Here is a 12,199-nt window from a genome sequence, read left to right on the forward strand (position 1 = left end):
TAAAATTTACCCCTTTCTCCCTAAAATTCCTTACTTGACAACCCTATAGCAGATCCTGTAAAATGTTGAATGCGTAACACTAATAATATATGAAATGGAGATGATATTTTTGGACCCTAGTGACGTCACGCAGCTTATTATTCTTTTCGTTTTATTAATACTGTCTGCATTTTTTTCATCTGCTGAAACGGCGTTGACTACTGTCAATAAAATTCGTATTCGCAATCTTGCTGATGAAAATGTAAAAGGTGCAAAAACAGTAAGCAAACTGATTGAAGATCCAACAAAGCTGTTAAGCGCTATATTAATTGGGAACAATATCGTGAATCTGTCTGCCTCATCCTTGGCAACTACTCTTACAGTAAATATCTGCAAGTCATCAGGTGTATCAGATAGTGCTACTGTTGGCGCAGGTATAGCAACTTTTGTACTTACGGTTTTAGTCCTGATTTTTGGAGAAATAACCCCGAAATCATTAGCTACTATTCATGCCGAGAAAATTTCCCTGGCATATGGTGGCATTATTTATTTTATTACTCAGCTTCTGACTCCTGTAATTTTTATCATTAATAAACTGGCGTATGGTTTATTAAAGCTATTACAAGTAGATCCTCATTATAAAGGATTAACAATTACAGAAACGGAACTAAGAACCATCGTGGATGTAAGCCACGAAGAAGGTGTCTTAGAAAGCGAAGAACGGAAAATGATAACCAATGTTGTTGATTTTGGTGATGCTCTTGCAAAAGATGTTATGGTTCCAAGAATCGATATGGTTTTTGTAGATATCAACTTAAGTTATGACGAACTTGTTGAGGCATTTTCTAAAGATAAATTTTCCAGAATGCCCGTATTTGATGGTGCCAGAGACAATGTGGCTGGTATTATCAACTTAAAGGACGTTTTCTTTTATCAAGGTTCGAAAGAAGACTTCCACATAAAACAGCTGCTACGAGAACCTTATTTTACGTATGAATTCAAAAAGACATCTGAACTTCTAATCGAAATGCGCAAAGCTTCCCGTTCCATTGCAATTGTATTGGATGAATACGGGGCAACGGCTGGCTTAATCACACTAGAAGATTTATTAGAAGAAATTGTTGGTGAAATACGTGATGAATATGATGGAGACGAAGAAGATTCCATCATACAGATTTCTCCATCTGAATTTATCGCAGATGGTTTTACAAAATTAGACGAAGTAAACGAAATAATTGGTTCTGATCTTGAATCTGATGATTATGATTCCATTGCAGGACATATCATCAGCTTGCTTGAACACCTTCCTGTAGAAGGAGAATCCATTATTGATAATCATATACAGTATACTGTTCAGTCCGTTGAGAAAAACAGAATTGACAAAATACATATTCTGCTTTTACCAAAAGAGGAGAATATGGAAAACGAATAGTATTTTCAGGGAGACGTTCTTATGTCTCCCTTTTTTGTTTGGCAATTCTCGCTCCACCTAAAGCAGCACGGTTAAAAATACCAGTCCTGCTGTTACCAAATGGATATCCCTGAAACAAAGCGATCATACTGACATCCTGAATTGTACGATACCACGCTTCATACTCTATTAACGGCAAAGTAAACTTATATTCTATACCATACTTTCTGGCAATCTGATTTTGATGATTGATGCACTCACTGGTACAGCTCTTAATAGTATCAATCACCAGTTCCCTTTTTTTCTTATCAAATATATCATATCTCCATCTTAGTTTCTCAGGCAGTTCACTTACAATGTCACGGTAATCACCTTCCATATGTTTTCCCGTAACCAGATTATCATAGTATACATAATCTGTTAAAGTAGCCCTTAATATCTCTTTATTCTCCATACTCCATTGATAGTGTATTTTCTTTCTGGTTTGAAAAACTATCTCTTCACTTTTTCCTGCAATCTCTTGCTGATATGGTATAATTCCATCTTTTTCAACAAGCAGAATATAAGGCACATAAAATTTACAAAGCTCTTTCTTGGCTGGCTGCTCCATAATGCCGAGATTAATAAAAAGACTTTGAAAAAAACGATGTATTACCTCTTCTTCATTCATGATTAAATCCAGTCCTGAGTCTTCTTCCACCACATCGTACAATGCCGCTTCTACCGCTTCATCTATTGCAAGATTATATTGAGTCTGCAAAGTTCGTACCACTTCATAATCAGCCAAATGTATGACATGAAATAATACAAACACAATAAAAAGGATCGAAAACAACAAACCATAATCAGAAACACTCATCTCGAACCATCCCTCCATATTGAAGTGGAATATTTTCCACTTCTTTTCTTCCTATAGTCAATACGTGAAGCATCCGTTCTAACAAAGTCTTATCCTTTCGTCTGACTGATACTCGAAGAAAATCTCCCTGATGAAGGATATACCAGCTTTTTTTATTCAAAACAGTTTCTAAAATAGAATCTGTGTACGTCCCAAATACAAAACTCTCCTTTGTCCCTGTATTTTTGTACGTTTCATAAACTGCCATCTCAATTTCATAAACATGCTTGCTTACTGCTAACTGCCTTTTGAACTCCTTATATGTATTTTCACTTATATAACCCGTATTTCGAATGCAATCTGTAAAATAAATAACTTGTGACTGTACATATCCCTGCATAAGGATTTCCCTTTCATAAGAAAAAAACAAGACAGGAACAAGAAACAGCAATACCACAGTAATTATAAACTCCGCTACGAAGCTAAAACTTTTCAAAATTCCCTCCTAATTCCTAATTACTTCACACGAAATAACATGTTGCCGATACATTGCATTATCCACATGATGTTCCATTTCATAAATCTGTTTCGACAGGAACACAAGCACCAAAAAAGCAACACAATAGATTGACATCGAAATTCCCTGATACAATAGATCAATACTATTTTTCATATTTACCTCCTATTCTGTCTGGCGAAATACTACCCCAATAATGACATGATTCACATCTCGTATAATATCACCAATAAATTGAGCATTTGGATTTATGTAACTGTCACTATTGGAATTTTGCACTGCATATCCATCTGATTGAACCTTATTTCCCAATGCCCACTCGGTCTCTCCTGTTCCCAGCGTTTTATTTTTCAGCTCATAATGATAAGCTGTTGCACATTTATTATTTTCAACCATTACAGATAAATTGCTATTCCGGAATTTATTGATTACATTAATTACTTCACTTCCTGATACCGTAAGTCCGTCATACATAACTTTATCGCTTTCATTAAACTCTGCATTCAGCTTACTAATCTGTCCTGCTCCATCTGCCGCTGTATCTCTTGCTTCTCTTGCAATGAAAAATCCTAAACTGATTACAATGCAAGTAATTATCGTGCCAGCTGCCAGCAACAGCCCTTTTAAACTATTTTCCATAACTTCATCCTCCTTAAAAAACTATCTGTTTCACATATACTTCTAACTGCACAAGGCTTTCCAGCACAAATGGAACAATGAGGTACAGTCCGATTACCGCAATGGCTGGTATAAAAGCAGCAAACGTTCCTAATGCCCCTCTATTCACTGCGCTTATTTCATTTTCTTGTTTTCTTCTCTCTGCATAGTTTTCCAATTCTAATAAAAGCGGAGTCATTGCCTGTTCTAATCCAGTAATCTCGCTTACTTTAAGAACATCTAACAGTTTCATAAATAAACCAAAAGGCGCCAAGCTTTTCCCATGTTCCAATGCCTCTTCATTGTCGTAACTGTATTCATCCATACAGACCTGAAGTACAGGTTCAAAAATATCGCTTCCCAGTTCCAGTACATTCAAAATCTCATCAACATCACCGTATCCCTCTGCCACTATCATTCTAAAAAGGCCATAAAATAAATAACACTCATCCTCCTTCTGTTTTTTCATAAGATAGGTTCGAATCTCTAGATACCATTCAGGTATTCGGGCTAAAATGAAACTTAAAAGAAATGAAGCCACTACAATAATCAACGGAGCGTACAAACCAATAAAAAGCATAGGGTATAGCATAACAACATTCAGTCCTAAAGATGACAGAAACAGCACATCATGTATAAAACAGAATTCCTGCAGCTTAAGCCTTGATGAACTGATCTGCAGAATGCGGATTCTCTTCTTCGCTTTTTTTGTCCAGTGTTTTAGCCACCAGCTATAATAACGTTCCACGAAAGGATTTTTCACAGCTTCTGTTAATCGTCTGCTTTCATAGAAATGCACACTATAATCCCTTCTTAGCCACATTGTAATCTGAAAACACAAAAGCGTAATCAACACAATGGCGTATCGAGTAACCACACCATAACTTCCATCATAATATCTGCTTAAATCTGACAGATTATATACTCCCCATACCTCTATCACTTTTAAGAGCTGCACTGGAATTAAAATAAGATAGATAAGTCCAGCAAAATCATGCTGTATTTTTTCCCAGTTTAAAATCCATAGAAAAATCTGCTTTTTAAGAAAAGATATATTTTTCAGATACGTAGAATCTTCAATAGAATCTCCATACTCCATTGCTAGATAAGAATACATAAGGAAATGATAATAAAACACAAAGAAATCTTTCTTCTTATATTTACGAAGTTCTTCCCCCTCCCCAAAACAGCCTTCCTCATAAACTTCCTTTATGGTTTTAGGCAGATTATGTTCTGCTTTTTCCATACACGACTGAAATGTAGCTTCCACATTTTGATACACTGTATATTCATAAAAAATCTGTTCTAAAAATGCCAAAAAGCTTTTTAGCTTTTTCACCTCTTTCTTTTCTTTGACTATACTTCTCCTGTAATGAAGAAATACTATAATTCCTACTGCATTTATGAGCCAATACACTATATCCTTTTTTCCCAATGCTCTTGTTCCCTCCACCTGTCAAGCTCTATTAAAAACTCCTTCTTTTCTTCTCCATCCAGAGCATCCAATATACGTCTCTTTGCCTCTTTACTCAAGGAATTGACCAGCTTGTATCTTCCATTTTCATACCGGATGATATCACAGATTTCAAACATATTCGCAGATGATCCTGTGTAATCAGATGTTCTTTCCCTAATCTCCGTAATTCGTTCTATATAACGATGACCCTTTTCGGTCTTCCTCATATGAATATCGAATTGAACTGCATGCAATACCTGTTCCAAAGCAATTCGTTCCTCCGAAAAACCTCCTTCCATTAAAAGTGCATTTCGGAAGGAATAAAGTAAATCTTTAGTGGTCTTGGCATGGTGCGTAAAGACAGTAAAATCAGATGCCACTTGAGCCATCTGTATCATCCAGGAGCACACTTTGTTAGAAGCCACTTCTCCTAATATATGTACTGCGCCATCCGTTTTCTTTTGAAAATCCAGTCCACTCTGTCCCGATATGAAATTTGTTTCTTGAAAACTTACAATGTTTCGTTTTGGATACATCTTTCTTAAATGAAGTTCAAAAGCATTTTCCTGAACTCGCAAGTTAAACCAAGGCCGAATAAACGCAACCAAAGCCATCAGAAGTGTTGTCTTTCCACTTCCTTGTTCTCCTGTTATACCAATATTCTGGCACCCTTTCACTGCCCATTTCATAAAATGAACTGGAAGTTCTTTTCCTTCATCCCTAAGAAGTTCTTCCATACTGCTAAAACGCACCGAATCAAACTTTCGGATAAAAAACACCCATCCTTCGCAAAAAGGAGGCCTTGCAACAGCTATACGAGAACCATCTGCCATCTCATTTATCATATAACCTTTTCTTTGTGAAAGCTGTCCTGGATTCTGAAAGCGGTAAATATTCCTGCAGATACGGATCAGCTCTTTTTGAGATGAGAACTCCAGAAAAGAAAAGTGTATGGATTTTCCATGATAAAACACCCAGATACTTTGATAAGAGTAACTCTTTCCTTCTTGAAATGAAAATTCACTCTCTAACAATGTCGTTCCAGAAACCCCACCACTAATACCATCTATCCTAAGGTAAAACAATTCATCTATCGGCCCATTGCCCTTTGTATCTTCATATATTCTTTGGGCAACTATATTCACTTTATCTACATACGATAACAATATCATTCCTTCCTCTTGGTATATCTCGTGAATATCCTGAGCACTTACCTCGTAGTAGGGTTCCCCTGTTTCGTCAGATTTTTGACTATCTAACTGATACTGTTCCATAAGAACCTCTAGTGCATCCCTGCCATGAGATTTTCCATAATGATATAGCAAGATAGCAAATTTATCTCGTGGCACTAAACCAAAACTATTACCAAATGGAAGGATTCGGTCTAATTGTTCCTCCGTTAATTTTAGCTGCACTACTAATATGTCTTTTATGAAATCTCGAATAAATATTTTGGCATCATAATTCCCAACACTTCCACCTCGAATTGCTTTCCTAAGATCCTGCTTGAACTTCATGATTCTTTCTATTTCCCCCTTAGAACCAACTGCCTCATATGGATTTTTGTGCAGAATGCCTAAGATAAACTGATTCACCTCCCTTTTTAAGCTTTCGTAATCCAAGCACTTCCCTTTAGCTGTAATATTTTTTTCCTTATGAAACAAAAGAAACCTCCTCTTTTTTCAAGTGTTCCAGCACCAGTTGTGCTGTTTTAGTAGCCTGGTTCATAAACAGATAGTTCTCATCCTGCCGCTTGCAATTCATGTTGCGCATAAGAAATTCTACTGCATTTCCTGAACTTACTGCATCTCCAAACTCTACGTTGTAAGGAATTGCTTCAATAGCTTCTTTGGGTATCTGGTATCTTCGACAAAGATTTGCTAAATTGAATTTGGATTGTTCCTGATAATTGCCAACTAAAAAAATGGTTTTTTCCATTAGAAAATGATAATTAGAAAAGAAATGATCTAAGACTGCTTTATTCTGACACAGATTCACCACGACTAATTCCGCTTCTTCCAAAATAAGCTTTGATGAGAGAGAATGATTTGGAGCCGTATCCACAAAAACCAAGTCAAATGTCTGATTAAGCAAAACCAGCAGCGGCTTTATCACTTGATTGAGCTCATATTCAAAATACTCCTGATTCATGTCTGCACTCTTAGGCAGGTAATAAATCAAATCATCCAAAAACTTTATGGATACATCCTCCATAATCTCTTTATAGGTATAATTAGAATGCACCCGCCGTATCAGTCCATCTAGTCCTCTCTGATCGTAAAAAGAAAAGGATTCTCTTAAAATATTTGCATTTTTCTCTCTCCCTCCAATCAAAATCTGTTCCAAACCATGCAGACTGCAATGATTTTCAAATAAAACTGATTTCTTCCGTTCCAGCATTGCACACAAAATACTTATACATGCCATATTACTTGTGGTTCCTGCCCTGCCACTGCAATTGCTCCAAAATGCTACTTTCATTGCGTAACTCCTTTCACATACATAACCTTTCTGTCTTTTGGATTTTGTTAAAAACTGAATCTTTACAAGAATATTTTGATAAAACAGAAATTAATTTAGATATAAAATAGAAATTGAATAGATATGTAAACTTCTTGTGTAGATAATAATACCCCATTCACATTATTTTGTAAATAGGGTATTTCTATTTTCGTTTTTCATTTTATGTGTTTTTTCGACATTTAGAATATAACCTCTGACTTACGTTTCAGCAGTCTGGTACTGCATACCAGCATGACAATCCCTGTAGCGATTCCCATAACAATTGTTATTATTCCAAATACAAGGTTTACAATCCCCGTGACTTTCATAGTACTATAAATTTTTTCATTCATAAAATCCCTCCAAGCTATTTTACACCATACTCTTCATAGTACAGATCAATTGCTGCTTTCATGGCATCGTCAATTACTATTTTACCCTTATAAGGCTTATTATATAAGTGCTCTACAACTTCTTCCATTGTAACAATGGCTGTAGTTTTCATTCCATAAGTTTCTTCTATTTCATCTAATGCACTTTTTTCACCTGTTCCACGTTCCATGCGGTTTACAGAAACAACTAAACCCAAAACCTGGACGTCTCCCTGTTCCTTGATTATTGGCATAGTTTCACGAATAGATTTACCAGATGTCGTTACATCCTCAATCATAATGACACGATCCCCATCTTCAATTGGACTTCCTAATAAAATCCCTGTATCACCATGGTCTTTCACTTCTTTTCGATTGGAGCAGTAACGTACATCTTTGTCACAGAATTCGCTCAAAGCCATTGAAGTGGCTACACTAAGGGGAATTCCTTTATAAGCTGGTCCAAATAATACATCAAAATCCGTTCCAAATTTTTCTTCAATTGCTTTTGCATAATACTGTCCCAGCTTGCGAAGCTGTGAACCAGTACGATAAAAACCAGTGTTAATAAAAAATGGGGTATTTCTTCCACTCTTAGTTACAAAATCTCCAAACTTCAACACGTTAGAATCTACCATAAATTCTATAAATTCCTTCTTATATTGTTCCATCTTAAATTCTCCTTTATTCTGTCATAATGTGATGTATTTTATCTATTCGTCTTTCAATACCCTGCCAAATAGTTCCAATACCAGGCTATTTAAACACACTGAAATTATTATAACATCCCCTAATGTATCTTTCAACTTCCTAACATTCCATCAAAAAAACGAACTTTATTTCACACAGCCAATAAAATCCTTAACATCTTCTACATTCTGCTGCTTCATAAATGCCTGCATGCCAGCCAGAATATCCAAAGTAGCTCTTGGATTATGGAAATTAGCAGTTCCAACGGATACTGCTGTTGCTCCTGCCATCATAAACTCAATGGCATCTTCGCCTGTCATAATGCCACCCATTCCTATAATTGGAACTTTTACCGCATTGGCAGCCTGATATACCATTCGTACTGCAACCGGCTTAATGGCTGGACCTGACAAACCGCCTGTTTTATTGGCAACTGCAAATGTTCTTCTATTGATATCAATTTTCATACCAGTCAATGTATTAATTAAGGACAATATATCTGCACCACCTGCTTCTGCTGCCTTTGCAGTTTCTGTGATATCTGTCACATTGGGACTAAGTTTCATAATTACCGGCTGTTTTGCCCTTTTCTTAATTTCCTTTGTAATCTCTTCCACTGCCTTTGGATTTTGCCCAAATGCAATCCCGCCTTCTTTTACATTTGGACAGGAAATATTAATTTCTAATAAGTCCACTGGCTGATCCCCTAACCGTTCTACTACTTCACAATAATCCTCGGTAGTCCTGCCACATACATTTACAATAATTTTTGTATCGTACTTCTTTAAAAATGGAATATCACGCTGTATAAACAAATCAATTCCTGGGTTCTGAAGTCCTACTGCGTTAATCATCCCGCCGTATGTTTCTGCAATTCTTGGTGTAGGATTGCCTGGCCATGGCACATTGGCAACACCTTTCGTAACTACCGCACCTAACTGGCTTAAATCAACAAATTCACTATATTCTGCACCAGAACCAAAAGTACCGGATGCTGTCATAACAGGATTGCTAAGTTCAACTCCTGCAAGATTCACTTTCATATTCATATCATTCTCTCCTGTTCTGCCTAAAATGCATCAATTTCATCTGCGTAAAATACAGGACCATCTTTGCAGATTCGCTTGTTATTTACATTCGTGTGATGATCTTTTTCTTTAGATCTGCAGACACAGGCAAGACATGCACCGATTCCACAAGCCATTTTTTCTTCTAAAGACAGCTGTGCCTTGATTCCATGTTCACTGGCATATGCCTTAATGCCCTTCAGCATTGGAGCTGGACCACATGCAAAAATAATATCTGCATCTAAGTTATGTTCTTTTATGGCATCCATAACATTCCCCTTTGTACCTGCTGTGCCATCCTCCGTAGATACATAAACATCACCGTACGTTTCAAATTCATTTTTTAAGAATAAATCATTCGTACGGTAACCTAACACAATACTCTTTTCAATAGAAAGAGATTTTGCCAGTTCAAGCATTGGAGGAATTCCAATACCACCACCAATTAAGACTGCTTTTTTCCCTTCTAATGTAAAACCATTTCCTAAAGGCCCCATCACTTCAACCGTTTCTCCTTCTTGTAAAGCCGAGAACTCTTTCGTACCGGAACCTGCAATACGGAATACTACACGAAGTGTTCCTTCTTGTGCATTTATCTCACAGATACTAATCGGGCGTGGCAATAACCTGCTTCCATCTTTACTGAAAAACGAGATAAATTGTCCTGGTTTTGCTTCATTTGCTATCGTCTGTTCTTTGATCCATAAGCTGTAAATGTCATCTGTAATTGCTTCTATTTTTAAAACTACAGCTTGTCCTTTCACTTTTCCTGCCATGATTTCCTCCATTTTTTTCATTCCTTTTATTATATCGTCTTAAATTTTTATAGTCAATCCTATTTGACAAGCAATTCAAATCCTGTTATAGTTTTGTTTACAGATATGAAACGTAACTGCTAGGGGAGCGTCTGCTGAGAAGTGAAATCACTGACCCTTAACACTTGATCCAGATAATTCTGGCGTAAGGAAGCATTTGAAGCTATTCCTCCCTTGTATGTTACGAATACACAGGAGGTATTTTTATGCTTAAATATTTTTACTCGGTAAACAATGGAACCATCTCTTTTAAAACTCCAAGTTACATGGTAATCCTTGTTTTAGCCGCTCTTTTGTTATTGCTGGCTTCTATTTTGGGAAGCAGAAAATGTTCTAAAAAATTCAGTACCAGACAGCTTGCATTTTGTTCCATCTGCATGGCATTAGCTTTCGCTTTATCTTTTGCCAAACTTTTTGAAGCTCCTATGGGTGGTTCTATCACCCCTATGAGTGCTTTTTTCATTACATTTGTTGGATATCTTTATGGTACATATGCTGGTGTAATAACAGGAATTGCTTATGGATTTTTACAGCTTACGGTAGGTACTGGCCTGATTCATCCAGTCCAGATTCTGGTAGATTATCCTCTTGCTTTTGGTGCTCTTGGACTTAGCGGGCTTTTTGCCAATTCTAAAAATGGATTAATAAAAGGATATCTTCTTGGAATTACAGGACGATTATTTTTTCACGTTCTAAGCGGAGTTGTTTTCTTTGCTTCTTACGCAGGAGATCAGAATGTCTTTTGGTATTCCTTTACTTACAATATTGGTTATATTGGAATCGAAGGAATTCTTACTATTATAATTCTATTTGTTCCTGCAGTAAAAAAAGGGATTGGACAGATTAATAGAATTGCTTTAGATAGTTAATAGAAAGAAAAAAGCTGAACACTTTTTCTGTGTCCAGCTTTTTTCTTAACCATTATTCTGCTCCGTTTTAACCAGTTCTTTCTTACTTTCCAGCCAATGCTCCAAGCAAATCCTCTTTCATATCCAGTACAGCCTGTCTTGATGCATCTGCATAAGCTTCTGCTCCAAATCTTGCATACTTATCCTGCTTGTAAGCAGCAATAATGCCTCTAGAGGAATTAACAATAGCTCCTAATCCATCTTTATTGAAATAATGTACAAGATCGGAACCTTTCCCTCCCTGTGCACCATATCCAGGTACTAAGATATAAGTCTTTGGCATTAACTGTCTTAACACCTTCCCAATTTCCGGATAAGTAGCACCTACTACTGCACCTACATAACTATAGGAATCTCCCATATGGGATTGTCCCCATTCATCCACCATTTTTCCTACTATTTCATACAAAGGCTTTCCATCTGCCAAACGATCCTGAAATTCTCCACTAGATGGATTGGATGTCTTAACAAGAACAAAGATACCTTTCTTTTCTTCCTTACATACCTCAATAAAAGGTTTCACGCCATCAGTTCCTAAGTACGGATTTACAGTTACAAAATCCTCATCAAATGCACGGAATTTATTGCTGCCAACCTGAACCTGTCCAACATGTGCAGTTGCATAAGCTCCTGAAGTAGAACCAATGTCACCACGTTTGATATCTCCGATTACCACTAAATCTTTTTCCTTACAGTAATCAACAGTCTTTTTAAACGCCTGTAAACCAGGAATTCCAAACTGCTCATACATAGCAATCTGTGGCTTTACTGCTGGAATCAGATCACAAACAGCATCTACAATCCCTTTGTTAAACTGCCAGATGGCTTCTCCTGCCCCTTCTAATGTTTCACCATATTCAGCAAATGCTTTTTCCTTAATATGATCCGGTACATAATTAAGCATAGGATCTAACCCTGCTACAATCGGTGCCTGTAAATCTTCAATCTTCTTTACTAATTTGTTAATCATAATCAATCAAGCCTTTCT

The 12,199-nt window shown here is 36.6% G+C and carries 14 protein-coding genes and 1 riboswitch; of the genes, 2 read left to right on the top strand and 12 right to left on the bottom strand.

Annotation, left to right across the window (positions count from 1 at the left end):
• The first annotated feature begins 109 nt into the window (after nt 1-109).
• A complete protein-coding gene (locus tag BMY85_RS01920) occupies nt 110-1,411 on the top strand; it encodes an HlyC/CorC family transporter (protein ID WP_092475648.1) in 1,302 nt (433 codons plus the stop codon).
• A gap of 19 nt (nt 1,412-1,430) precedes the next feature.
• Here BMY85_RS01920 and BMY85_RS01925 read toward each other — a convergent pair whose 3' ends face one another.
• From BMY85_RS01925 to BMY85_RS01965, 11 genes are all read right to left on the bottom strand, one after another.
• Nucleotides 1,431-2,249 carry a hypothetical protein gene (locus BMY85_RS01925; RefSeq protein ID WP_092475651.1) on the bottom strand — a complete coding sequence of 273 codons (819 nt, stop codon included), beginning with the start codon at nt 2,247-2,249 and terminating at the stop codon, nt 1,431-1,433.
• Nucleotides 2,236-2,724 (bottom strand): hypothetical protein, encoded by a 489-nt coding sequence (locus BMY85_RS01930; protein ID WP_092475654.1) that lies wholly within the window; start codon nt 2,722-2,724, stop codon nt 2,236-2,238. The genes BMY85_RS01925 and BMY85_RS01930 overlap by 14 nt, the downstream gene beginning before the upstream one ends.
• 9 nt (nt 2,725-2,733) lie before the next feature.
• Entirely contained in the window at nt 2,734-2,901 is a 168-nt protein-coding gene (locus BMY85_RS15460; protein ID WP_177180578.1) for a hypothetical protein, read from the bottom strand.
• A 9-nt stretch (nt 2,902-2,910) separates the two neighbouring features.
• Entirely contained in the window at nt 2,911-3,384 is a 474-nt protein-coding gene (locus BMY85_RS01935; protein ID WP_092475656.1) for a hypothetical protein, read from the bottom strand.
• A gap of 13 nt (nt 3,385-3,397) precedes the next feature.
• On the bottom strand, nt 3,398-4,837 hold the full coding sequence (locus tag BMY85_RS01940; RefSeq protein WP_092475658.1) for a hypothetical protein: 1,440 nt from the start codon (nt 4,835-4,837) through the stop codon (nt 3,398-3,400).
• The gene (locus BMY85_RS01945; RefSeq protein ID WP_092475660.1) at nt 4,819-6,522 is read right to left on the bottom strand and encodes an ATPase, T2SS/T4P/T4SS family; all 1,704 of its coding nucleotides are present in this window, start codon (nt 6,520-6,522) and stop codon (nt 4,819-4,821) included. Before BMY85_RS01945 ends, BMY85_RS01940 begins: the two co-directional genes overlap by 19 nt.
• A complete protein-coding gene (locus tag BMY85_RS01950) occupies nt 6,512-7,339 on the bottom strand; it encodes a hypothetical protein (protein WP_092475663.1) in 828 nt (275 codons plus the stop codon). Before BMY85_RS01950 ends, BMY85_RS01945 begins: the two co-directional genes overlap by 11 nt.
• A gap of 221 nt (nt 7,340-7,560) precedes the next feature.
• Entirely contained in the window at nt 7,561-7,713 is a 153-nt protein-coding gene (locus BMY85_RS15465; protein ID WP_177180579.1) for a hypothetical protein, read from the bottom strand.
• Nucleotides 7,714-7,727: 14 nt separating this feature from the next.
• Nucleotides 7,728-8,402 carry an orotate phosphoribosyltransferase gene (gene pyrE / locus BMY85_RS01955; RefSeq protein WP_092475666.1) on the bottom strand — a complete coding sequence of 225 codons (675 nt, stop codon included), beginning with the start codon at nt 8,400-8,402 and terminating at the stop codon, nt 7,728-7,730.
• 165 nt (nt 8,403-8,567) lie between these two features.
• Nucleotides 8,568-9,470 (bottom strand): dihydroorotate dehydrogenase, encoded by a 903-nt coding sequence (locus BMY85_RS01960; RefSeq protein ID WP_092475668.1) that lies wholly within the window; start codon nt 9,468-9,470, stop codon nt 8,568-8,570.
• A gap of 20 nt (nt 9,471-9,490) precedes the next feature.
• Nucleotides 9,491-10,264 (bottom strand): dihydroorotate dehydrogenase electron transfer subunit, encoded by a 774-nt coding sequence (locus BMY85_RS01965; RefSeq protein WP_092475669.1) that lies wholly within the window; start codon nt 10,262-10,264, stop codon nt 9,491-9,493.
• 111 nt (nt 10,265-10,375) lie between these two features.
• A riboswitch (TPP riboswitch) is annotated at nt 10,376-10,472 on the top strand.
• 37 nt (nt 10,473-10,509) lie between these two features.
• On the opposite strand from BMY85_RS01965, the gene BMY85_RS01970 reads away from it, so the two are divergent.
• Complete coding sequence (locus BMY85_RS01970; protein WP_092475672.1) at nt 10,510-11,172, top strand: energy-coupled thiamine transporter ThiT; 663 nt, start codon at nt 10,510-10,512, stop codon at nt 11,170-11,172.
• A gap of 82 nt (nt 11,173-11,254) precedes the next feature.
• Here BMY85_RS01970 and pyrF read toward each other — a convergent pair whose 3' ends face one another.
• A complete protein-coding gene (pyrF, locus tag BMY85_RS01975; RefSeq protein ID WP_092475678.1) occupies nt 11,255-12,181 on the bottom strand; it encodes an orotidine-5'-phosphate decarboxylase in 927 nt (308 codons plus the stop codon).
• Between the last annotated feature and the right edge of the window lie 18 nt (nt 12,182-12,199).

The sequence above is a fragment of the [Clostridium] polysaccharolyticum genome (genome assembly GCF_900111595.1).
Taxonomy (GTDB): domain Bacteria; phylum Bacillota; class Clostridia; order Lachnospirales; family Lachnospiraceae; genus Clostridium_AI; species Clostridium_AI polysaccharolyticum.

Bases quoted from the DNA above. Each gene is read 5' to 3' on its own strand.
- pyrE (WP_092475666.1), bottom strand. From the start codon at position 8,402: ATGGAACAATATAAGAAGGAATTTATAGAATTTATGGTAGATTCTAAC.
- BMY85_RS15460 (WP_177180578.1), bottom strand. From the start codon at position 2,901: ATGAAAAATAGTATTGATCTATTGTATCAGGGAATTTCGATGTCAATC.
- BMY85_RS15465 (WP_177180579.1), bottom strand. From the start codon at position 7,713: ATGAATGAAAAAATTTATAGTACTATGAAAGTCACGGGGATTGTAAAC.
- BMY85_RS01965 (WP_092475669.1), bottom strand. From the start codon at position 10,264: ATGGCAGGAAAAGTGAAAGGACAAGCTGTAGTTTTAAAAATAGAAGCA.
- BMY85_RS01970 (WP_092475672.1), top strand. From the start codon at position 10,510: ATGCTTAAATATTTTTACTCGGTAAACAATGGAACCATCTCTTTTAAA.
- BMY85_RS01935 (WP_092475656.1), bottom strand. From the start codon at position 3,384: ATGGAAAATAGTTTAAAAGGGCTGTTGCTGGCAGCTGGCACGATAATT.
- BMY85_RS01960 (WP_092475668.1), bottom strand. From the start codon at position 9,470: ATGAATATGAAAGTGAATCTTGCAGGAGTTGAACTTAGCAATCCTGTT.
- pyrF (WP_092475678.1), bottom strand. From the start codon at position 12,181: ATGATTAACAAATTAGTAAAGAAGATTGAAGATTTACAGGCACCGATT.
- BMY85_RS01950 (WP_092475663.1), bottom strand. From the start codon at position 7,339: ATGAAAGTAGCATTTTGGAGCAATTGCAGTGGCAGGGCAGGAACCACA.
- BMY85_RS01925 (WP_092475651.1), bottom strand. From the start codon at position 2,249: ATGAGTGTTTCTGATTATGGTTTGTTGTTTTCGATCCTTTTTATTGTG.